19 protein-coding genes and 1 tRNA gene are annotated in these 22,178 nt (G+C 47.6%); 5 read left to right on the top strand and 15 right to left on the bottom strand.

Going from position 1 to position 22,178, the window contains the following annotated elements; genetic code table 11:
* Position 1: 1 nt before the first annotated feature.
* The 5 genes from AC4PME_RS08495 to AC4PME_RS08475 all read right to left on the bottom strand — a co-directional run bounded on the left by AC4PME_RS08495 (position 2) and on the right by AC4PME_RS08475 (position 6,211).
* Entirely contained in the window at positions 2-889 is an 888-nt protein-coding gene (locus AC4PME_RS08495; RefSeq protein WP_442858461.1) for a mechanosensitive ion channel family protein, read from the bottom strand.
* A gap of 110 nt (positions 890-999) precedes the next feature.
* Positions 1,000-2,247, bottom strand: a complete 1,248-nt coding sequence (locus AC4PME_RS08490; RefSeq protein WP_491045357.1) for a glutamate-5-semialdehyde dehydrogenase — start codon at positions 2,245-2,247, stop codon at positions 1,000-1,002.
* The gene (gene proB, locus AC4PME_RS08485) at positions 2,244-3,353 is read right to left on the bottom strand and encodes a glutamate 5-kinase (protein WP_119501222.1); all 1,110 of its coding nucleotides are present in this window, start codon (positions 3,351-3,353) and stop codon (positions 2,244-2,246) included. The genes AC4PME_RS08490 and proB overlap by 4 nt, the downstream gene beginning before the upstream one ends.
* 14 nt (positions 3,354-3,367) lie before the next feature.
* Positions 3,368-4,867, bottom strand: coding sequence for a sodium/proline symporter PutP (gene putP, locus AC4PME_RS08480; protein ID WP_491045358.1), 1,500 nt, complete (start codon positions 4,865-4,867; stop codon positions 3,368-3,370).
* Positions 4,868-5,212: 345 nt separating this feature from the next.
* Positions 5,213-6,211: a DNA topoisomerase IB gene (locus AC4PME_RS08475; protein WP_491045359.1), complete on the bottom strand. Its 999-nt coding sequence runs from the start codon at positions 6,209-6,211 to the stop codon at positions 5,213-5,215.
* A gap of 402 nt (positions 6,212-6,613) precedes the next feature.
* Between AC4PME_RS08475 and AC4PME_RS08470 the strand changes: the two genes are divergently transcribed.
* A complete protein-coding gene (locus AC4PME_RS08470; RefSeq protein WP_491045360.1) occupies positions 6,614-7,165 on the top strand; it encodes a hypothetical protein in 552 nt (183 codons plus the stop codon).
* 64 nt (positions 7,166-7,229) lie between these two features.
* Here the strand turns inward: AC4PME_RS08470 and AC4PME_RS08465 are convergent, their stop codons facing one another.
* The gene (locus AC4PME_RS08465; RefSeq protein ID WP_491045361.1) at positions 7,230-7,754 is read right to left on the bottom strand and encodes a DUF2878 domain-containing protein; all 525 of its coding nucleotides are present in this window, start codon (positions 7,752-7,754) and stop codon (positions 7,230-7,232) included.
* Positions 7,755-7,902: 148 nt separating this feature from the next.
* Between AC4PME_RS08465 and AC4PME_RS08460 the strand changes: the two genes are divergently transcribed.
* Entirely contained in the window at positions 7,903-9,522 is a 1,620-nt protein-coding gene (locus AC4PME_RS08460; protein ID WP_491045362.1) for a diacylglycerol kinase family protein, read from the top strand.
* 29 nt (positions 9,523-9,551) lie between these two features.
* Positions 9,552-10,856, top strand: a complete 1,305-nt coding sequence (locus AC4PME_RS08455; protein WP_491045363.1) for a DUF2254 domain-containing protein — start codon at positions 9,552-9,554, stop codon at positions 10,854-10,856.
* Positions 10,857-10,858: 2 nt separating this feature from the next.
* On the opposite strand, the gene AC4PME_RS08450 is transcribed toward AC4PME_RS08455, so the two are convergent.
* The 7 genes from AC4PME_RS08450 to ftsH all read right to left on the bottom strand — a co-directional run bounded on the left by AC4PME_RS08450 (position 10,859) and on the right by ftsH (position 16,760).
* A complete protein-coding gene (locus AC4PME_RS08450) occupies positions 10,859-11,017 on the bottom strand; it encodes a YqaE/Pmp3 family membrane protein (protein WP_119501215.1) in 159 nt (52 codons plus the stop codon).
* Positions 11,018-11,201: 184 nt separating this feature from the next.
* Positions 11,202-11,286, bottom strand: a tRNA-Leu gene (locus tag AC4PME_RS08445).
* 7 nt (positions 11,287-11,293) lie between these two features.
* Positions 11,294-11,680, bottom strand: a complete 387-nt coding sequence (gene secG, locus AC4PME_RS08440; RefSeq protein ID WP_119501131.1) for a preprotein translocase subunit SecG — start codon at positions 11,678-11,680, stop codon at positions 11,294-11,296.
* A 10-nt stretch (positions 11,681-11,690) separates the two neighbouring features.
* Positions 11,691-12,437, bottom strand: a complete 747-nt coding sequence (gene tpiA / locus AC4PME_RS08435; RefSeq protein WP_491045364.1) for a triose-phosphate isomerase — start codon at positions 12,435-12,437, stop codon at positions 11,691-11,693.
* 94 nt (positions 12,438-12,531) lie between these two features.
* Complete coding sequence (gene glmM / locus AC4PME_RS08430; protein WP_119501129.1) at positions 12,532-13,875, bottom strand: phosphoglucosamine mutase; 1,344 nt, start codon at positions 13,873-13,875, stop codon at positions 12,532-12,534.
* A gap of 1 nt (position 13,876) precedes the next feature.
* Positions 13,877-14,719 (bottom strand): dihydropteroate synthase, encoded by an 843-nt coding sequence (gene folP, locus AC4PME_RS08425; protein WP_491045365.1) that lies wholly within the window; start codon positions 14,717-14,719, stop codon positions 13,877-13,879.
* Between the two features lie 91 nt (positions 14,720-14,810).
* On the bottom strand, positions 14,811-16,760 hold the full coding sequence (ftsH, locus tag AC4PME_RS08420) for an ATP-dependent zinc metalloprotease FtsH (RefSeq protein ID WP_119501127.1): 1,950 nt from the start codon (positions 16,758-16,760) through the stop codon (positions 14,811-14,813).
* Between the two features lie 457 nt (positions 16,761-17,217).
* Here ftsH and yhbY point away from each other — a divergent pair, with 457 nt between their 5' ends.
* Together yhbY and AC4PME_RS08410 are read left to right on the top strand one after the other, a co-directional pair.
* Complete coding sequence (gene yhbY, locus AC4PME_RS08415; RefSeq protein WP_119501126.1) at positions 17,218-17,514, top strand: ribosome assembly RNA-binding protein YhbY; 297 nt, start codon at positions 17,218-17,220, stop codon at positions 17,512-17,514.
* 92 nt (positions 17,515-17,606) lie between these two features.
* Positions 17,607-18,398 (top strand): SDR family NAD(P)-dependent oxidoreductase, encoded by a 792-nt coding sequence (locus AC4PME_RS08410; protein WP_491045366.1) that lies wholly within the window; start codon positions 17,607-17,609, stop codon positions 18,396-18,398.
* Positions 18,399-18,403: 5 nt separating this feature from the next.
* Here AC4PME_RS08410 and AC4PME_RS08405 read toward each other — a convergent pair whose 3' ends face one another.
* Entirely contained in the window at positions 18,404-19,531 is a 1,128-nt protein-coding gene (locus tag AC4PME_RS08405; RefSeq protein WP_491045367.1) for a DUF2891 domain-containing protein, read from the bottom strand.
* A gap of 37 nt (positions 19,532-19,568) precedes the next feature.
* Positions 19,569-21,974: a Lon protease family protein gene (locus AC4PME_RS08400; protein WP_474845781.1), complete on the bottom strand. Its 2,406-nt coding sequence runs from the start codon at positions 21,972-21,974 to the stop codon at positions 19,569-19,571.
* Positions 21,975-22,178: the final 204 nt, after the last annotated feature.

Genomic DNA, 22,178 nt, shown 5'->3' with positions numbered 1-22,178 from the left:
GCTATTCTTCTGCTACCGTTTTGCCGGACGGGCGATTGGCTGTGGCAATTTCACTGTGCCACAACGCCATCCAGTCTTCTGATATCTTTTGCTGCAACGTATGGGCTTCATCAATGGGGCAGAACAAAGACACGGTGATGCGCAGTTTCGCAAACTGATTGGTTTCAATTGCGATATCCGGATCGATATCAATAAACTCCGCTTCCATATGGCGTTCGATTAAACTTTTATAACGTCCGGCGACTTCACGGAAATGTTCGCAATGCTTCAGCGTCCGGGTTTTAAAAGCAGGCAGAATTGCATATGGATTCGTCTCCGGCTCCATGACCAGAGTAAAACTGTGCAGGGTGTAGCGCCGCAGGAAGTTAAGATTTCTGATTGGCTGGGTAACCAGCTGGCTGTTCGGAATATACAAATGCTTACCGGTGTAGGTATGGGATTCGGGATCGACTTCCAGCAGCGCGGTTTTAGCCCAGTCCATTTCCACCACTTCACCACGAATATTATTCATCTCAATCCAGTCGCCCACGCGAAACGGCCGGGCGCCGAGGTAATAAATAAATCCCATAAAACACTGTATGAATTCGCGGGTAGCAAAAACAATGGCCACCATAAAAGCAGCAATGGAGATTGCGAGGTTCTGGATTTCGGTGGACCATACCATGATCAACAACACCAGTAAGGTTGCGTTGCCCAACTGTTCAATGATGTTGATGGAATGACGTCTGTCTTCGCCGGTTTTTTTACTGCGTTTTTTAAGCAAACGTAAAATGGCACGTTTGGTCAGCAAAAAAACAATGATCAGGACTGCAGACGCCGGCAGTTTGTGGGACTGGGAAAAATCGGCAACCTGTTGCCACCAGGCTTGAAAATCAACGCTGATGTCTATCATAAAACCTACGTAAGAACCGGATTAACATAAAAAAACACCGGGCTGTTGCCCGGTGCTTTGGATTATCGCAATTCAGTACTGTAAGTACAATGCGGACCAGTGAAAAGTTACGATCTCACCTGCCCTGTTCCGTTAACGAGGAATTTCTCAGCGGTCAGCGATTCCAGACCCATCGGGCCATAGGCATGCAATTTAGTGGTTGCGATACCAATTTCTGCTCCCAGCCCAAGCTGACTGCCGTCAGAAAAACGTGACGATGCGTTTACCATCACAACTGAGGCGTCTACCGCACGCTGGAAGTAGTTCGCTGCATCAGCATTTTCGGTACAAATAACTTCGGTGTGGTTACTGCCGAAGTCAGCAATATGCTGAATAGCGGCATCAAAGTCTTCAACCACACGGACGGCGATTTCCAGTCCAAGGTACTCTTCGCCAAAGGCATCATCAGCAATAACATCTGCATTATCGAAGTACTGCGCACCTTTGTCATTTACATGCACTTTCACATTGTGCTCTTCAAAGGCTTTCGCTACCTGAGGTAAAAAGTCACCGGCAACAGCCTGATGCACCACCAGACCTTCCAGTGCATTACACACACCGGTACGCTGTGTTTTACCGTTCAGCAGCAGCGCCATGGCTTTATCAAGATCAGCATCTTTATCTACGTATAAGTGACACACGCCTTTAAAGTGCTGGATTACCGGCACTTTAGAATTGTCTGTGACGTAGTTGATGAGCCCTTCACCACCACGCGGAATAATCACGTCGATGTAATGACGCTGCTCCATCAACTCCTGCATTAACGCGCGGTCCGGATCAGGAACCACACTGATCAGCTCTTTCGGTAACCCGTGCTTTTCAAGTACATCCTGCAGCAAGCCGGCAATTGCCAGACTGGTATCCAGTGCTTCTTTACCGCCACGCAGGATAACCCCGTTACCGGATTTAAAACACAGTGCACCGGCGTCAGCCGTCACATTAGGCCGGGCTTCATAAATCATGCACACGACGCCTAACGGGATACGCATTTTCTTAATTTCAATGCCATTCGGACGGGTACCGATAACACGCTCCTGTCCGACAGGATCGTCAAGCGAAATAATCACTTCTATGCCTTCCGCCATGGCTTCGATGCGTTCATCATTCAACGTCAGACGGTCAATCATAGCTGCATCCAGACCATTCTCTTTAGCCCGTGCAACTTCTTCGGTATTGACCTGTTTAATTGACGCTGTATTAGCACGGAGAGCCGCTGCCATGTCTTTAAGCACGGCATTCTTCGTGCTTTCATCCAATACCGCTAATTTCTGTGCGGCTTGTTTGGCATTTTTTGCTAATGTCGTAATTAAACTCATTCTTTCTCCAGATTTGCTAAATTCTTTTTCGAAATGATGGGGCCGGTTTTTTCTTCAAACTCCGACGCAAACTCATCATTTTCCTGATTGGCGATAAAGTTAAGCAGGCAACTGCTGTAATTCGAGCGTGCCTTCACCAGTTTGGTCCCGTCATCTTTTCTGACGATGATGGTGTCTCCCACCGAGAACTCACCTTTAACGTCCACAATTTCTTTGCTGGTCAGCGATTCTGCATCTTCAGACAGGATCGGCGCAAATTCACTTTCTACGATCACCTCACCCTGCGCACGGGTTGTATGTCTCATCCAGTGCTCGTTTTCTGCCATCGGCTTCTCATGAGCAATGAAGTGAGTACCCGGATTTTTGCCGTCCAGCAGCATATTAAACGAAAGCTCAGTAAAACCATTAATAATGAAAGTATCTATACCATGCGATACCGCTTTCTCTGCTGCTTCAATTTTCGTGCGCATGCCGCCGGTGCCCACACCACCTTCAACAGCGCCACCAGCCATGTCATAAATTCGCTGGTCGATATGCTCAACTTCTGACAGTAAAGATGCATCATCATTGGTATGCGGATTTTTATCATAAAGACCATCCACATCAGAACAAATAATTAATGCATCCGCATCAGCGGCTGCTGCTACCATCGCAGACAAGTTATCATTATCGCCAACTTTCAACTTATCTGTTGTTACCGTATCGTTTTCATTAACGATAGGAAGTATGTTGTGATCAAGCAGACTGAAAATCGTGTCCCGTATGCTCACGTAACGCTCACGGTCACGTAAATCAGCATGTGTCAGCAACATCTGTGCTGAAGGAAAGTCAAATAACCGGTCCCAGGTAGCCATCATTTCAGTCTGACCCGCTGCAGCCATCGCCTTCTTCACAGTAATATCGGTACGTTCTCCATCAGGGAACTGATGTGCACCTGCGGCTACTGAGCCTGAAGATACCAGCACAACCTGTGTTCCCATCGCACGGCATTTCACAATGAACTGTGCAATACTGAGCAGATAGTGACTGCTGCAGCCTTTGCGGTTCGGTGAAATTAAAGCACTACCGACTTTAATGACAATGCGATTCCAATTTTTACGTATCATAATATCAATTTACCTTAAGATTGTTGATTCGCCAGTTCCCGGTTCGCTTCGCTGAACATGGCCGATACTTCAGACGACGGGGCCTTACCCATAGCGGAGAACAACCACAGTGTTACTGTACTTACAGCAAACCCGGGAATAATTTCGTAAACAGCACTACTCAGTGTTTTCCCGTCTTCGAGGACAGGAACATAAATCCAGAACAATACCGTTGCCGCACCACTGATAATGCCTGCCAACGCTGCATTGTGTGTCAGGTCACGTTTATACAAACAAAACAATACCAGTGGTCCGAAGGCTGCACCAAAACCTGCCCACGCATTGCTCACCAGAGACAAAATTGTATTCGACGAGTCCAGTGCCAGCAGCAACGCTGCTATCGCAACACCTGCTACACCAAAACGTCCAATCATTACGGTGTCTGATTCACTGACCTGTTTCTTACTGACCACACGATAAATGTCTTCAGTCAGTGAACTCGCCGATACCAGTAACTGCGATGAAATCGTACTCATAATGGCAGCCAGAATTGCCGCCATCAAAAAGCCGCTGATTAACGGATGAAACAATAATTGAGAAAACACGATAAATATTGTTTCCGGATCATCAATCGCAAGGCCAAACTGATTAGCATAAGCAATACCGACAAACCCCGTTCCCAGCGCACCGGCGATGGTTACCAGCATCCACGACATACCAATATTCCGGGCGGTAGAAATTGCCTTCACTGACCGGATTGCCATGAACCGTACAATAATGTGCGGCTGACCAAAATATCCAAGCCCCCACGCCAGACTGGACACCAGTCCAATCAAAGTGACGCTTTCCCACGATGCGGCCAGACCAGGTATCGACTCATAAGCTGCATTATTCATCTGTGCAATACTGTCAAACTCAGTGAATGCAACAACCGGTACGAGTACCAGAGCGACAAACATAATGCATCCCTGAACGAAATCGGTCATGCTGACGGCTAAAAAACCACCAAGCAGAGTATAGGACACAACCACACCCAGCGTGATTAATAATCCCCACTGGTACTGTACGTCAAAAGCACTTTCAAACAGCTTGCCCCCGGCTACCAGACCAGCAGACGTATAAAGCGTGAAAAACATCACGATGATGGCTGCAGAAACAATTCGTACTCTTGCATCGGATTTACCGAACCGTTTCGCGAAAAATTCGGGTACAGTCAGCGAATCATCTGCTACTTCTGTATAAACCCGCAGTTTGGGTGCCACCAACAGGTAATTAGCCAGTGCACCGGCAACCAGACCGATAGCAATGTAAAGCGCATCAAATCCCGATAAGTACATCGCCCCCGGTAATCCCATTAACATCCAGCCGCTCATGTCTGAGGCGCCTGCTGATAACGCTGTAACCTGAGGGCTGACCTGCCGGCCGCCGAGTATATAACCTGAGATATCGCTGGTAGATTGCCTGTACGCAAACAAACCAATTCCCAGCATTGCCAGAAAATACAGGGCTAAAGAGATGTAGCCTTCAAATTGCATAACCGGTATTCAGCTCCTTACTTTAAATAGATAAACAAAACGGCGCCGGATGCGCCGTTTTGTTTATCTGACTAATTAATTTGAGTTCTAACTATAACAAAAAAACACAATTACCTTCAAGTCTAATTATTAGAAACTCTGACTTTCCGGCTCCTTATTGCCAATTTCATCATTACTGAATTCAGCAGCACTCCAGCAAAAAAACAAAATATAACTCATTGTTTTAGAACACATAAGCAACAGTAAAATAATTTAGCGTAGCTATCAGACACGGCAATTCATGCCAGTTATACGCTAAAAATTGTTTTTCAGATTAAAACTACCCTGTTCAGCAAGTTGACAGTTTTATGACACAATAATTTGAGCAAGACGCTGTTCAATAGCCGAAGTGAGCTTGTTGCCGGGTTTATTCTTTTCCAATATCTTTTCGATCTCCATCAGTGTCTGCTGACGATTTTCTTCCTCTTCACACAAAGAAATTAGTTTCGGGTGAATGTAATATTGGCGGCATACTGAGGGCGTATTGCCGAGCATGGAAGCAATGTGCTTAACAAAAGTCGTATCCCAGCGCCGGCGCTGGTTTTGCAGATACAAATTCTCCACATCCGGCAGTGACAACAGACCGAAACGGGATGCCCCCCAGGTTCTGAAATCTTTGCAGGAAAAATCATCGCCAAGACGGGAGTGAATAAAGGCATTTACGTCACCACTGTCAACGTCCTGCCAGCGGCCGTCATCACCGGTGTAACGAAAAATTGCGTAGCCCTGCGCCTGCGCACTGTCACACACCAGGCTGGCTAATTTCGGATCTGAGATATCTACATGACGCTCCTTTCCGTGCTTTCCGGTAAAACTCAGCGACACCGCTTTACCCTCTTTCTCAAGATGCTGCCTGCGTAATGTGGTTAATCCGAAGGTACTGTTTTGCTGAGAATAGACCTTATTACCTGCCCTCAAGCCAGTGTGGTCTAACATCAGGCAAACAAGGGCCAGACTCTTTTCGCGGGACCACCCTTTAGTGTCTACAGCACGCCAGCAGAATTGCCGGAATTCCGGTAAAGCGTCTGCAAAGTCGCTGAGTTTCGAAAATTTTTCCTGCTGACGCTGTTTATGCCAGTTATCATGATAAATATATTGTTTGCGACCCTTTGCATCGATACCGGTTGCCTGCAGAGGTGCGGAAGCGTCACCCGCAATGTGTACATCACGCCAGTTAGGAGGAATTACCATTTTGCGGATGCGATTAAGCTTGCGCTTATCCTGCAGTTGCCTGCCACTCTCGTAGCAATAACTGAAGCCCTTACCTCTGCGCTGACGCACAATATTCAATTCACTTTTTTCCATGTTACAGTCCGGCCATAAAAAAAGATGGATGTTCTGTTGCGCCCTTTAACGACACTCATCAAACAAAACTAAGCAAATAAAAAGCCAGAGCCCTTCGTGATGCTTGCAGGCAACTTATGTCGCTGGCGCACAGGTTTTTTTGCGGCCGGAAACACTGGTTGATGAGTCTGAATAATTTTCAGTGGTTACGAAAATTATTCAGACGAAACCATGAAAATCTTATATTCACCTCTTTAACACTTAAGTAAGTACAATAAAAACAACAACCTGCAAAAAGGAATAAAGTTTGAATATATCTGTCTGAACATAATTATTTGAGTATGTTGATCAGGTCCGGTGTTAAGAAATAGTTTAAGCGTGATACGTGTTGTCCGCTCTGAAAGGAACGTAAAGGTAAGAAATATGAGTAACAAAGCTACATTGACTGACATTCATGCGATTGTACATGCTGAACACATTCAGGTAGCCGCTGTCTATGATTCACAGCAGGATGCGCTAAATTCGATAGAGTCTGTTATCGCTGAAACCGCAGTTGAAAAAGATCAGATTACTTTGATAAACCCTATGGATCCTCATTTCAGTGAGAAACTGGAAAGAGCCAGTAGTAAAATAGGCAAAACATTATGGTCGTCTCACCTGAAGCTGGGTTTTGCCGGGCTTGTCGCCGGCTTGATTGTCGCGGCTCTGCTCGTCCAGTTCGGACCTGCACTCACTAAAAACAATCCCTTATTCACGTACATCGCGCTAATCAGTCCGGGACTGTTCATCGGGCTGTTCATCGCAGGACTGACAGGATTACGTCCTGACCGGCACGAAATTATAGAAACTGTCAGATCGGCCATAAAGCGCAGGAAGTACGCACTTGTTGTGAACCTGAAAAAGGGTCAACAGGTAAACAACATAAAAACGCTACTGGGTTCACGGGGACACAAGGTCACTGAAGCAATTCAGTAATACGGATGACTGAGCTGACGGATGTCTGGACTGATTACCCTGTCGTCCCGGCTGCAGTCAGCTCTCAGCAGCGTTTTTTGCCTTCCCGGCCGGTGAGAAAGGCATCTGCGTAGAGACAAAGCGGAACCGTAACGGCCCATATCGCGCTGAGTATGCCGAGGGTTAATACCGTATCAGCCGGAAATACAACGGCGCCTGCCTGTGCACCGGCGTAATAGCTCAGCGGACCTGACACGGCGCCCAACACTGCAGCAAGAACATATCTGCCCTGCAAGTAATCGAGGCTGACACGCAACATTAAGCCAAAGGCAATCCACAACGAAATAAGCCATATAGGTATCAACCAACCTTCGTGATCACTAAACGCAAAAAATCCTGACCAGAGCAGCGCGCCATCAATGACACAGCCATAAATGGCAATCCCTGCAGCCATTATCAGATCCGTTTTTTTACGGGGAGACAGGATGAAAAACGCGGCAATAAGCAGCCCGATGATGGTGAGGTATTCCGAAGTGAAGAGAATAGCCAGAAACCAGATAATCTGAAACCAGACAAAGTACAACACTTTTCTTAACGCAGACGCCGGCATAGGTTTCCTTCAGGTAATCAGGTTAAAGATAAAATGAAAGTGACAGTAGCGAATATATTTCCCCTGTTGCTAACAGGATTTTTAACCGTTTTAGTATTTCATTACGTAATGACAGCAGCATAGTTCAATACAGGAAAGGAGACACTTTGTGAAAATGGTGAAGTATTATCTGGCTGGCGCGATATTAGCATTTGCACTGGGTTTTCTTGTTCCCTGGTGGCCTGCAGTGGTTGTTTTATGGTGGAGCGGATTTTCACTGGCAGCTGTTTCACTGGCATACGTCGCAAACTACCCTGCTCTTTTCCGTAAACGTGAAGACGGGTCTATCCCCTTCTACATCAGGTGGATATTTATCCCCTTTTTGCTCGGTACGGGAGCCTACAACGCATGGGCAAGAAAATACGATAAAGTACCTCCTATCCAAAAAATTGAGCCTCAGTTATATCTTGCCTGCAGGTTGTCTGGAAGTGATGTCGCGGCGTTGAAAGAAGAAGGCGTGGATGCAATTCTGGATGTAACGGCTGAATTTGATGGCCTTGACTGGTCTGCGTACCAATATGATTGTGCTTATCTGAATATCCCTGTTCTTGATCATACCAGTCCGACACCGGAACAACTTACCACTGCCATAAACTGGATCCAGCAGCAAACGTCAGCAGGAAAAAAAGTCGTTGTACATTGTGCACTGGGACGGGGACGTTCAGTACTGACAGTTGCAGCCTGGTTGCTTGCAAAAGATCAAACACTCTCAGTAATGGATGCCATGAATCAAATCCAGTCTGTCAGAGAAACGGCCAGATTAAACAAAAAGCAACTGGCGGCACTAAAGAGTGTTAAATCCGGAGGCCGGCTCAAATTGACGCGTACATTGTGCCTCATAGCCAATCCGGTGGCCGGTGGCGGCAAATGGGAACAGGAAAAAGAACATATTCTTTCAGAACTAAACCCCCATTTCAGGGTAACGGTAAATGAAACCACCCCGGAATGCTCAGCAACGGAGCTTGCTGAGAAGGCGCTCAATGAGGGTACGGATATCATTGTCGCCTGTGGCGGTGACGGAACAGTTACCGAAGTTGCCAGTGTATGCACAGATAACCGCGCGGTGCTGGGTGTTATTCCTCTTGGCACGGCAAATGCCCTCAGTCAGGTATTCCATGGTTACATCAGCAAACTCATGCCCATTCAGACGGCCTGTGATGTCATTATCGACGGACACACCCGGGCTGTCGACACTGCAATGTGCAACGGCGAACTGATGTTGCTGGTTGCCGCAGTAGGCTTTGAACAGGAAATGATTGCGTCTGCTGACCGTGAAGAGAAGAACGAAGGCGGACAGATGGCTTATTTGCGCGGTTTATGGCAGGCAATATCTGCAAACACCGATATGAAACTGGAAGTCAGTTTCGATAATGGTGAAACCGAGACCATTACCACCCCAAGCTTCGTGATAGCGAATGCTGCACCGGTGACCACAGCACTTGCACAGGGCGGCGACGAACCGGACGTAACCGACGGAAAACTGGACATTACCTGGCTGACCTCACAGGAGGACAGTGAAACACAGTTTCTCTCGCTGGCCGAACTTATCTTCACGACTAAAACCAGTAAGCAAAATTCAGGGCGAATAAAACACAGACAGGTAAAAAGTATCACCGTCACCCTTCCTGAGCAGGCAAGCTATGCCATCGACGGAGAAATACGTGAAGCAGATAAGCTGGAAGTACAAGCGATACCCGGCAACCTCACTGTACTGACGGCCCGCGATTAATACAAAACAGGAAAAGGGAACGCCTGACTATGATAAAACCTGTCACCAGCTTTGCCAGAGCAAGATGGGAAGGAATACGGGCCAGCTACTGGTTCATTCCGGTATGCATGATGTTTAGTGCATTTTTGCTGGGTTATACTCTGATTTACTATACGCCGGAGGTAGTGTCAGAAGCGGTATTCAAAAACCTGATCCCTCCGGTACCTGCCGAAGAAGCCAGTGATCTTATCTCTGCAATTGCAACGTCTATCATTACCGCCACGAGTATTGCGTTCTCAATGACACTGGTCGCTCTGACCATGGCATCTTCACAGTTCGGGCCCAGACTGCTGCAAACATTTATGGACGACCGCGGTACACAGTGCGTGCTGGGGATCCTCACCTCCACCTTTATCTTTTGCTTAAGCGCACTCCACCGCATCAGTGTCAGTGACACCGATATGGTTATATCTTCAGTGCTCTCGCTGATTGTCCTTGCCATCGGTATTGCTGACACGCTGGTATTAATTTATTACATTCACCATATCGCCAGATTTATTCAGGTGGATGAAATCATTAACCGCTGTTACCGCGAGTGCACTGACAACCTGAAAAATTTATTTGCTCTGACCGACGAGGAGAAGGGCCACCATCACCTTGCACCGGCCCTTATCAGCGATAGTCCTGTAACCACGCATCTCTCGCTGGACGAAGCCGGTTATATTCAAACCATAGACTATCTCAGTTTGTTGTCCGGTGAAGGTATTGACGGCGTGAAAGTGTATGTTCGTGCCGGTGATTATGTGGTGCCCGGAGAAACGATTATCACTGTGCACAGCAGTGAAAAGCTTAGCAACGACAGCCGTGATTTTTATCTTTCGTGTTTTGTGCCGGGTAAGCGCAGAACATCATTGCAGGACCCGGAGTTTTCATTGACGCAACTTGTGGAAGTGGCACTCAGGGCACTGTCGCCCGGTATTAATGATCCGATAACAGCAATGACCTGTGCAGACCGTCTCACAGCCGTTTGCTTACTGATGTCTGAATGTGAATTTCCCTGTGACACGGTGATGAACAGTGATGTCGATGTGTGGATGCAACGAAGGACTTACACCTTTGAGTCTGTTCTTAACACTGCGTTTGACCAGATAAGGCAGGCGGGCTCATCTCATGTAGATGTAATGTTGCATCTTCTTGGCTGTCTCAAAACATTGAAAGAAAAGTTGCCGGAAGAATACAAAGGGACAATTCAAAAGCAGGTTGAGGCTGTCAATGACCTTGCTGGGCCACATCTGCATTGCGAAAAAGACAGGAAAGATGTTGCGGCTGCCGTGAATGCAGCCGCAACGGTCTGAACCTAACGGGTTGCGATGATATACACTGCGTGAACGATTCCCGGGATGTAACCCAGTAACGTCAGCAGAATATTAATCCAGAACTGTACCCCGATGCCTACCTGTAAAAATACACCCAGCGGAGGCAGTAAAATTGACAGTAATATGCGAAGAATATCCATAGTTTTCCCTTTCTGTTGACTAATAAATACGGTTACAAGGGATAAAGCCAGAATGATGCCAGAATGATGAGGTCAGATTTAAAAAACCGGAATGTCGGCTGGGTGTTACCTCCGGCTAACCGCAAAGAAGGACAAATATTGCAGGCATAAAAAAACCCCGGCGTTTAAGCCGGGGCTTTCAGTTTGGTGCGGAAAGCGGGACTTGAACCCGCACGACCGAAGTCACCACCCCCTCAAGATGGCGTGTCTACCAATTCCACCACTTCCGCAAAACTTTTAGTTAGGAATATCACCTTCTGCTGAATCTGTTGCCGGCACGTCAGAAACCGGAACATCAGATGCATCCGCAGCAGGAACATCATCAGCAGCAGGTAATTCCTGTTGCTCTACAGGAACTTCAAGATCCTGCCAGCCGTCTTCGGCTTTTTCTGTGTTCGCTGTGATGTTACCTAAAAATAAACTCAATACAAAAAATAAGGTAGCCAGTACAGACGTGGTTTTGGTCATAAAATTACCAGAACCCGAAGAACCGAATACGGTATTAGAACCACCGCTACCGAACGAAGCGCCCATGTTTGCCCCTTTACCCTGCTGGATAAGTACAAAACCAATAAGCATCAACGCTACAATCAAATAAGCGACTAAAAGCACTTCGTATAACATAATTACCTCGTCAATTTGCCGCCTGGCAGATTGCGTTAAAATCTGACGCTTTAAGACTTGCTCCGCCAATTAAGCCGCCATCAATATCAGGCTGGCCGAACAATTCTTTTGCGTTATCCGGCTTCACACTGCCGCCGTATAATATCTGCATTGAAGCAGCAAGTGAACCGTCATATGAAGCAATGAACTCACGAATGAACTTATGGACATCCTGAGCTTCCTGCGGCGACGCTGTAACACCCGTCCCGATTGCCCAGATTGGCTCGTAAGCAATAACGGCATTTTTCAGTGAAGACACCGGAATCAAATCGAATACGGCTTTCAACTGTGCTTCAACAAACTCGTTAACTTGTCCGGCTTCTCTTACTGAAAGAGGTTCACCACAACAAATTACCGGTGTAATTCCTGCTTCAATCAGCTTCAGGGCCTTCTCAGCAACTAGCTGGCTGGATTCTCCATGGTCATCACGACGCTCTGAATGTCCGACTATACAATATTTGCAGTCAAACTCTTTCAGCATTGTGACGGATAAATCGCCGGTATGTGCGCCATTATCACATGCACTCACATCCTGAGCTCCGGTGGCGATACCTTTACCTGAGAAAGCTGGAATAAGAATTGATGGCGGACAAATCACAACATCAATGTTTTCTGCTGCAGTCTTATCAAAAGACGCTGCAAATTCTTCTACCAATGAACGGCTTCCGTTCATCTTCCAGTTTCCGGCAACCAGAAGCTTACGACTCACTGTATCCACAATTTATCCCTGCCCTGTCCTGAAGCGGGCGTGATATTAACGATATCCGCCCTATTATACAAGCCTAAAAATGATAATATTTATGACGAATCAATCAATTGGCCACTTTGCGTACAGCATCGGCGATAAACTCAGCCCATTTCAGAGACTGCATTTCATCGTCGGATTCTACCATCACCCGGATCAACGGTTCTGTACCGCTTTTACGCAGTAATACCCGTCCTGTTTTACCCAGTGAACTTTCAGCTTCTTTCACTGCATCTGTAACAGCAGACATGGCTAACGGATTATCTGAGGACTCATCATAACGGACATTAATCAGTTTTTGCGGAAATTTATCAAACCCGCCGCTCAAATCGTGCAAATCCATGCCCGAACGCAACATAGCAGTGATGACCTGCAGGCCGGCGACAATACCGTCTCCGGTAGATGCCACATTCAAATTCAGCACGTGACCACTATTTTCACCACCGATAGCCCAGCCTTTCTGCTGCAGTAACTCCATAACGTAACGGTCGCCTACAGCACTGCGGGCAAATGGAATAGATAATTTGCCCAAAGCCACTTCCAGACCAAGATTACTCATGAGTGTACCCACTACACCACCGGATAAACGACCTGATTTAAGCGCATCGCGGGCGATAATATATAAAATCTGATCACCATCCAGCACGTTACCCAGGTGATCAACCAGCATGATACGGTCGCCGTCACCGTCCAGAGCAAAGCCCATGTCAGCGCCTGTCTCAAGCACTTTTTCCACGATGGCGTTCATTGACGTGGCACCGACTTTGTCGTTAATGTTCAGGCCGTCAGGCTTAGTACCGATTTCGATAACTTCTGCGCCAAGTTCTGACAACACATTCGGTGCTATGTGATACGTCGCCCCGTGGGCACAGTCGACAACAATCTTCATGCCTTTTAACGACAGATCTGACGGGAACGTGCCTTTACAGAACTCAATGTAACGTCCGGCCGCGTCGTTGATACGGGTTGCCTTACCCAACTTATTGGAAGCAACGCATGTCATTGGCTTATCAAGCATGGACTCAATGGCAATTTCGATATCGTCATCCAGTTTGAAACCATCGGATGAAAAGAACTTAATGCCATTATCATAATAAGGATTATGAGACGCAGAAATCACAATACCGGCTTCTGAGCGGAATGTTTTGGTAAGATAAGCAATCGCCGGTGTGGGCATCGGACCTAACAAACCGATATTAATACCGGCTGCAGATAAGCCAGCTTCCAATGCAGACTCAAGCATATAACCTGAAATCCGCGTATCTTTTCCTATCAGTACTTTATTTGTACCATGGCCTGCCAGCACTTTACCGGCTGCCCAGCCCAACTTGGTGACAAACTCGGGATTAATAGCGCTTTCACCTACTTTCCCTCTGATGCCGTCTGTACCAAAATACTTGCGCTGACCCATTTCAGGCTCCTTGAATATTGTCTTTTATTTGTTGAATCTTATTCACGATTTTCATCGCATCCATTGTTTCTGCCACATCGTGAACACGGATCACTTTTGCGCCCATTTGCGCCGCAATAGTGGCAAGAGCAATGCTGCCCGCCAACCGCTCTGATACCGGTTTATCCAGCAGTTGGCCAATCATAGATTTTCTCGACATACCGACCAGTAGCGGATAACCGAGATGTTGCACCCTTCCCATTTCAACCAGCAGTTGATAATTGTGGTCCAGGCTCTTACCAAAACCAAAGCCCGGATCCAGAAGAATGCTGCTGTCATCAATACCGGCATGCTTACAGGCATCTATGCGTGACAACAAAAAATTAATCACTTCGTCTGCCACATCATCATACTCAGGGCTGGCCTGCATGGTTCGTGGCTGACCTTTCATGTGCATCAGACACACAGGTACCTTTGCTTCTGCTGCGGCCTCCAGTGCCCCCGGTTCCTGCAAGGCGCGGACATCATTAATTAAACCCGCTCCTGCCTTCACGCTTTCCCGCATTACAGCGGCCTTACTAGTATCCACGGAGAGTACTATACCTTCCAGACCGGCCAGTTTCTCTACCACCGGCACCACGCGGTCTAACTCTTCCTGTTCAGACACTTCCGGCGCCCCCGGACGGGTTGATTCTCCGCCTATATCGATAAATGTCGCGCCGGCCTCTATCATCCGCATGGCATGTTCAACGGCTTTATCTACCGTGTTGTGGGCTCCGCCATCTGAGAAGGAATCCGGTGTGACATTGAGTATACCCATAACGCGGGCCTGATTGAGGTCGATTTCGGTATGTTTGAAATGCATAACGTATATCTGTCTTTATGAATATGAAGAGGAAAGCTGGCTTTATAAAGCACAAACAAAAAGCGCCAGTTGAAACTGGCGCCTGGAAATTTTAGCCCGGAAGGTCGCCGGGTTTACCTACCGGTGGCTTATCCAAACCATCGTCGGTAATTTCGCCCTCACGTGCAGGCTTGCCGCCGGGAGGATTGTCTCCACCTTTTGGCGCACGATCGTCCCAGTCCGCAGGCGGACGCACGTCACGGCGTGCCATCAGATCATCAATTTGCTTCGCATCAATGGTCTCGTACTTCATCAGGGCATCTTTCATCGAATGCAGAATATCAATATTCTCTTCAAGAATTTTATAAGCACGGTCATAGTTCGCATCGATAAACGATTTGATCTCTGCATCGATGGCGCGGGCAGTGTCGTCAGACATGTGCGAGGCTTTAGACATGGATTTGCCCAGGAACACTTCGCCTTCGTCTTCTGCGTACAACATCGGACCCATTTTACTGGACAAGCCCCATTGCGTGACCATCTTACGGGCAATCTCAGTAGCACGTTCAATGTCATTAGACGCGCCGGTGGTCACCATATCGTCGCCGTAAATGATTTGTTCAGCAATACGGCCACCAAACAGACTTGAAATCATACTTTCAAGATGTTGCTTGGAATGGCTCACACGATCCTGTTCCGGCAGATACATGGTAACACCCAGTGCACGGCCACGGGGAATGATCGACACCTTGTAAACCGGATCATGTTCAGGAACAAGACGGCCAACGATTGCGTGACCGGCCTCGTGGTACGCTGTCATGGCTTTCTCGTTTTCCGACATCACCATAGACTTACGCTCAGCACCCATCATGATCTTGTCTTTGGCTTTATCGAACTCTTCCATCGACACAAGACGCTTGTTAGCACGGGCGGCAAACAGGGCAGCTTCGTTAACCAGGTTTGCAAGATCAGCACCGGAGAAGCCGGGCGTACCACGGGCAATCACAGAAGCTTCCACGTTGTCACCAACCGGTACTTTGCGCATGTGGACTTTCAGAATTTGCTCACGACCACGGATATCAGGCAGACCTACGATAACCTGACGGTCAAAACGACCGGGACGTAACAGTGCCGGGTCGAGTACATCAGGACGGTTAGTCGCTGCAATAACGATAATACCTTCGTGACCTTCAAAACCATCCATTTCTACCAGCATCTGGTTAAGTGTCTGTTCACGTTCATCGTGACCACCACCAAGACCAGCACCACGCTGACGACCTACGGCATCAATCTCATCGATAAAGATAATGCAAGGCGCAGCCTTTTTGGCTTGCTCGAACATATCACGGACACGGGATGCACCCACACCCACAAACATTTCAACAAAGTCGGAACCTGAAATTGTAAAGAACGGTACTTTTGCTTCGCCGGCAATGGCTTTAGCCAGCAATGTTTTACCTGTACCCGGCGGGCCCACCATCAGAACGCCTTTTGGAATTTTACCGCCAAGCTTCTGGAATTTTGAAGGATCGCGCAGGAAGTCTACCAGTTCTACGACATCCTCTTTCGCTTCGTCACAACCGGCAACGTCGGCGAAAGTGGTTTTAATCTGATCTTCACCCAATAAACGGGCTTTGCTTTTGCCGAATGACATGGCTCCGCGGCCACCGCCACCCTGCATTTGACGCATGAAGAAGATCCAGACTGCAATCAACAGCAGCATGGGGAACCATGAAATGAAGATAGACGTCAGGATAGACGGCTTCTCAGGCGGCTCACCTAATACACGCACATCCTTCTTCACCAAATCTGAAATGAGCTGGTCATCAAAATAGGGAATATAGGTAACGAATGTTTCGCCGTTACGTTTTGTGCCGCGGATTTCGCGGGACTCACTGTCAATGCGAACTTCGCGGACATTGCCCTGATTCGCTTCTTTCAGGAATGTTGTGTAATCCGTTTGTGCACGTGTCGATTCACCAGGTGAAAAGCTCTGGAACACCGACATCAACACAACGGCGATAACCAACCATAAGATTAAATTTTTTGCCATATCGCTCAAGCTACTAACCTCTAAAAATACCGGAACATCCGGGATTGATGACAATTTACTGCCAACATGTTCATTTACCGCTCACTAAGGTGAAACCGGCGTCCGGAACATGCTCCGCTCCCATTGTTTCCGTACGAAATGCGATCCTTACTTCGTCAAATTACAGCCTACTACAAATTATAGACCGTAGCCACCAATACACGTTCCCGCTACCACGTAAATTAACGCCTTGTAACGTTTTACGTGCAAGTGTGCAGTTCTGTTCAGTATTGCTTATATAATTGGTGGCATCATGCGACTTTTTTGTCATTCACACATAATGTCGTTAGGATTGTTACGAAGATGGCGTTAGAATATAGCATTTCAAGGCATTAACTTAAAATAATTGGTTTTACGTTCAGTCAATGACCACGTGGCCCGGCGTTTAGGTTAAACAAATTTATCAATAGTAAAGAAAAACGACGAAATGAAACTTTCCAATAAACAGAAACAATTCCTTAAGGGCCTGGCCCACTCTTTGAAACCCGTTGTGCAATTAGGTGCAAACGGCCTCACAGAGGGTGTTGTATCTGAAATTGACAGCGCACTGGCACACCACGAACTGATTAAAGTAAAGGTGCCTACCGATGATCGTGAAGAAAAAACACTGATCATGGATGCTATTGTGCGGGAAACCGAATCTGTAAAAGTACAGTCCATCGGACACACACTGATCATCTTCCGCCCTTCCGAAGAGCGTAAAATTCAGTTGCCAAAACAATAAAGTCTTTTTACATCTTCATTTATGTAATCACTTTGTTAACAATCTCTGCCACGTTACACTTACGTTAACGTAAACCTGATAACGGGCAGAGAATGATGTCAGAACAAACCACACTTCCGCTTTCCTCCATCACAGCCGTCATTACCGGTGGCAGTTCAGGACTGGGTTTTGCTACCGCGCAGCATCTGTTGCAGCGTGGCGCGACCCTTGCTCTTTTTGATATAGACCGTGAAAAAGGGGAAAAGGCTGTCCGTGAGGCGGGTGGAAATGCACATTTTTACCCCGTCGATGTTTGCAGTGAAGACGAGGTTTCTGATGCATTGCAAGCTTTCCGGGAGAAAGCCGGACGTATTAACCTTTGTGTTTCCTGCGCAGGAATTGCACCGGCTGCGAGAACGCTTGATAAAACAGGTAATGCAGCCTCTTTTGAACAGTTCCGTAAAGTAACCGATATCAATCTGAACGGTACCTTTAACGTCAGCCGGCTTGCTGCTCAGACCATGGCCGCACAACAAGCAGATGAAAACGGTGAACGGGGTGTGATTATTAATACCGCATCTATTGCCGGCTACGAGGGGCAGACGGGACAGACGGCCTACGCAGCCAGTAAGGCGGGCATTATCGGTATGACACTGCCCATGGCCAGGGACCTGGCCGCAGTGGGTATCCGTGTTAATGCCATTGCGCCCGGCGTAATGGGCACTCCCATGTTACTGGCCATGCCGGAGCACGTTCAGGCAGCATTAAGCGCCAACGTGCCCTTCCCTAAACGACTTGGTCTTCCAGAGGAATTTGCAGCACTGGTGGCGCACATTGCACTTAACACCTATATAAACGGTGAGACCATCCGTCTTGATGGCGCACTCCGTATGCCACCTAAATAAATGATTTACTCTCCGGCGCGGGCACGTTGTTGTAACGCATAAACAGCAAAGCTGCCCAGCCAGTGTGTACCTTCATAATTTTCATCAACGATGGCAGGCAATGAATGGGTCACGTGTGTGTCTGCCAGCGCCCGCAGGTGACCAAATTCGTCGGGATATTCTGCTGCAAGGCCATACATCACCCAGGCACGGCTGAAATTTAGCCCGTCCAGATGCACCAGTTTTCCGTCAGTGCGATCACTTACCCGTGCCACATCAATGTGAAAGTCAGCATTGTCTAACGCCGGCAGAAAACTTTTTGCCCAATGCATAAAGGACTTCTTATCCATCACTTTTCGCATCAGATCCAGTTCTTCAAAACAAGGAGAAAGAAAATCGAAGCCGTTTGGCTCCCATGAGAGCGGACACTGTTTATCGCCGCCAAACCAGTGCACAGCACGGTCTGTAATAAGCGACTGCAATGCTTTGTCCTCAGCAATCAGGGCATAATCCATTGCCATCGACATACCGAAAGCCGTATTTGGATGCTCGCCGGTGCGAACCGGATACACCAGTTTTGGTAAGAACTGATGATATTTTCCGACAATCAGTTCAGTCAGGGGAGACAGGTTCTGACTTAGTTCAGCAGCCAGGGGATCATCCCACAGTTTCAGTTCTGCGGCCAGAGCCAGTAACCACGCCCAGCCATAAGTGCGTTCAAAACTGGCATTTTGTGGTTTTTCAAAATATGCCACTTCCTGAAGAATTTTATCAGTGGTCAGGTCTTCCTTAAGTTTTGCTTTGATTTCTGTCGCTTTGGCCAGATCAGGAAAATGGCGGAGCAGATTTACCAGCATCCAGTGACCGTGTACGCTGGAGTGCCAGTCAAAACACCCGTAAAAGGCGGGGTGCAGTGAAGCCGGTCCCTGCAAATCCTGTGGCCCGGATAACGTTTGATTTAACTTATTCGGGTACTCTGTCGTTACACAATGCAGCGGCATCTCTGACAACCGCTCAGCCTCCTGCAGAGATAACTCCGGAGTTTCAGGTGCACTGAATGCGCCCGTGCTGAATAGCGTAAGAGCAACTAAAGCTGTTAGTTTTCTGCCCGCTACCATTCCGGTAATTACACTCCCCGCAAATAACTTTTTCATCTTTTCTGCCACCTTTTGACGTTTTCTTATTATGTGTTTATTCATCGTCGCCTCCGTTAACAATCAGTGCAATGTTATAAAGGCGGTTCACGGCATGATAGTTCACCGAATTTTTCGGATAACGCCCGCGGGACGTCATGTTGCCGGCTTCTTTTTCCATCAGCAGTGAAATGGCATCATCCACGGTTTCAGCAGTGTAAATATGGAAAAGCCCTTTTTTCACTGCATCAATGACAGCTTTATCCAGTACCAGGTTAATAGCATTGGATTTGGGGATAATCACCCCCTGACTGCCGGTAAGCCCGCGGTGCTGGCATAAATCGAAAAAGCCTTCAATTTTTTCGTTCACGCCGCCTACTGCCTGTACCTCACCGTACTGGTTAATAGAGCCGGTGACTGCCAGAGACTGAGTAGCAGGAATTTCCGTCAATGCAGATATCAGTGCAATAAGTTCTGCCAGCGAGGCACTGTCACCATCAATGTGTCCATAGGATTGTTCCAGCGCTATGTTGGCTGATAAGGTTAACGGGAAATGCTGGGCATATTTGTTTCCAAGATAACCGGTTAACAGCATAACTCCTTTAGAGTGAATGGGTTGTCCCAGTTCAACTTCCCGTTCAATATCCACCACGCCATTGGCACCGGCATACACGGTAGAAGTAATTCGGGCCGGCGTACCGAATGCCGTCCCCCCGACTTCCAGTACGGTCAGGCCATTAACGGTGCCCACCGATTTACCCTCTGTAGCGATAAGGACATGACCTTCTTTAATGTCGTTCAGCAGTGCATGACTCACCCGGCCGGTGCGGCGTTTTTTCGCACTCAGAGCAATTTCTATGTGCTCCAGTTCAAGGTGAGTGCTTTGTTGCTGAGCCGCAAAATACCGGGCCTCATTGATAAGCTCTATGACTTCGGCAAAATGAGCTGAGAACTTTTGCTGATGTTCAGCCATCCGCAGGGAATATTCCACTAGCCGCTGCATGGCTTTAGAGGAAATCCCGCTTAAGCCGCATTCGCTGAGGTGATGACGCACCTTTCCCGTAAAATCAAAAGTAGACTGACGGGTTACCGGTATTTCGTAATCGAAATCCACCAGCACTCTGAACAGTTCGTCAAATTCATCATCATAATCCTGCAGGGTATAATAGAGATCCCGTGAGCCCAGCAGTATCACTTTCACATCCAGGTCCACCGGTTGCGGGTTTAATGTGATGGCGTTCACCATACCCACATCCTGCTGGGGAAGATCCATTTTCAATGAACCGGATTTTATCGCCAGTTTCAGTGCATCCCACACGAAGGGCTGCTCTATGACCTGATCAACATCCAGTAACAGATAGCCACCGTTAGCACGGTGCAAAGCCCCTGCTCTTATCATTCTGTAATTGGTATACACACTGCCGTGCAGGTTGGTGTACTCAATTTTACCAAACAGGTTCTGATAAGTAGGGTTCGGCTCATACACCACCGGCGCGCCGTCCTGTAACTGATGACCCACCAGCACATTAGGCAAGTAAAGTTCTTCCAGATAAAGCCGTCTGTCGAGTTCGTCGGGCTTGTCCTCTTTTGACTCCTCTGCCAGCAGTGACACGATGGTGTCTACCAGATGGGAACGCATGCGCCGCAGGGTTTTCAGTACGCCGAGATGGCCGGCATATTTATGTTCCAGTACTTTAAGTAAGGGTCTGATCCCCTGCTCTGCGGTTTTCTTATTCAGTTGCCTGATACGCTCAGAACTTTCACGTTTCCATACCGGCAGCCCGAGTAAACTTTCACTGAGACGGTTTTCAAGTTCAGCAATCAAGTCATAAAAATACTGACGCTTGTCATCATCGAGTACGGCAAATTCTTCATCGGTAACGGGTTTACCGTTTACTATCGGGGCGAAGGTAATGGCGTTAGATTCATCATAAAGCGCTACATCATGAGCCTGCGCGTAGCGTTCCACTGCATCAATGGCTTCATCATAACGGCGCTCAAATTCTCTGGAAATGGCTGACTTCTGACGCTGATAGCCCGGGTTGTCAAAAGCAGCAGGAAATGTATCAAGCAAGTCGTCAATCAGACCGTTTATATCTTTAACCAGATCTTTGCCTTCACCCGGCGCCATGCGCAGTACAAAGGGTTCACGTTCTTCATCAAAGTTATTCAGATAGACCCAGTCTTCCGGTGATGGCAATGATGCTACCTGACGCTCAATGTAATCTTTTACCAGCGAGAACCGTCCGGTGGCCGGTTCCCCCATCACATAGAGGTTATATCCGCGGTTGCGTACGCCAAGGCCAAATGACAATGCTTCACGGGCACGCTCCTGGCCAATAAAGGTCGCATTAACGGCTTCTTCATCTTTTAAAGCCTGGTTTATTTGCCGCCGGTTCAGCGACGGTGTCAGTGCTGCGGGAGATAGAGCATATTTAGCGCGCAGAACGGAAAGGTCGGTCATAACTGCCTGTTTACCTTATATCATCAAACTGCTCCGTTAGCCGGCAGGTTTGATTTTGTGGAGATAAGATCAAGTGAAACGCGAAAAATTCCCACTGTCAAACCATAAAAAGGCTGTATCAGCCATTTTTCTCCACTTGTTTTGATAAATTGTATCAAAAAGCACCACATTACGGTTTAATGGGCATTATTAACCGTATTGCCA

This window comes from Alteromonas sp. (assembly GCF_984505615.1).
The sequence above is the reverse complement of the archived record's forward strand: the minus strand, read 5'-3'. Positions and strand labels throughout refer to the sequence as shown.

Excerpts from the sequence above, each read along its gene's own strand:
- folP (WP_491045365.1), bottom strand. The coding sequence starts at position 14,719 with ATGCATTTCAAACATACCGAAATCGACCTCAATCAGGCCCGCGTTATG.
- putP (WP_491045358.1), bottom strand. The coding sequence starts at position 4,867 with ATGCAATTTGAAGGCTACATCTCTTTAGCCCTGTATTTTCTGGCAATG.
- AC4PME_RS08405 (WP_491045367.1), bottom strand. The coding sequence starts at position 19,531 with ATGAAAAAGTTATTTGCGGGGAGTGTAATTACCGGAATGGTAGCGGGC.
- AC4PME_RS08470 (WP_491045360.1), top strand. The coding sequence starts at position 6,614 with ATGAGTAACAAAGCTACATTGACTGACATTCATGCGATTGTACATGCT.
- AC4PME_RS08410 (WP_491045366.1), top strand. The coding sequence starts at position 17,607 with ATGATGTCAGAACAAACCACACTTCCGCTTTCCTCCATCACAGCCGTC.
- AC4PME_RS08400 (WP_474845781.1), bottom strand. The coding sequence starts at position 21,974 with ATGACCGACCTTTCCGTTCTGCGCGCTAAATATGCTCTATCTCCCGCA.
- AC4PME_RS08455 (WP_491045363.1), top strand. The coding sequence starts at position 9,552 with ATGATAAAACCTGTCACCAGCTTTGCCAGAGCAAGATGGGAAGGAATA.
- proB (WP_119501222.1), bottom strand. The coding sequence starts at position 3,353 with ATGATACGTAAAAATTGGAATCGCATTGTCATTAAAGTCGGTAGTGCT.
- secG (WP_119501131.1), bottom strand. The coding sequence starts at position 11,680 with ATGTTATACGAAGTGCTTTTAGTCGCTTATTTGATTGTAGCGTTGATG.
- AC4PME_RS08490 (WP_491045357.1), bottom strand. The coding sequence starts at position 2,247 with ATGAGTTTAATTACGACATTAGCAAAAAATGCCAAACAAGCCGCACAG.
- AC4PME_RS08450 (WP_119501215.1), bottom strand. The coding sequence starts at position 11,017 with ATGGATATTCTTCGCATATTACTGTCAATTTTACTGCCTCCGCTGGGT.
- glmM (WP_119501129.1), bottom strand. The coding sequence starts at position 13,875 with ATGGGTCAGCGCAAGTATTTTGGTACAGACGGCATCAGAGGGAAAGTA.
- AC4PME_RS08465 (WP_491045361.1), bottom strand. The coding sequence starts at position 7,754 with ATGCCGGCGTCTGCGTTAAGAAAAGTGTTGTACTTTGTCTGGTTTCAG.
- yhbY (WP_119501126.1), top strand. The coding sequence starts at position 17,218 with ATGAAACTTTCCAATAAACAGAAACAATTCCTTAAGGGCCTGGCCCAC.
- AC4PME_RS08475 (WP_491045359.1), bottom strand. The coding sequence starts at position 6,211 with ATGGAAAAAAGTGAATTGAATATTGTGCGTCAGCGCAGAGGTAAGGGC.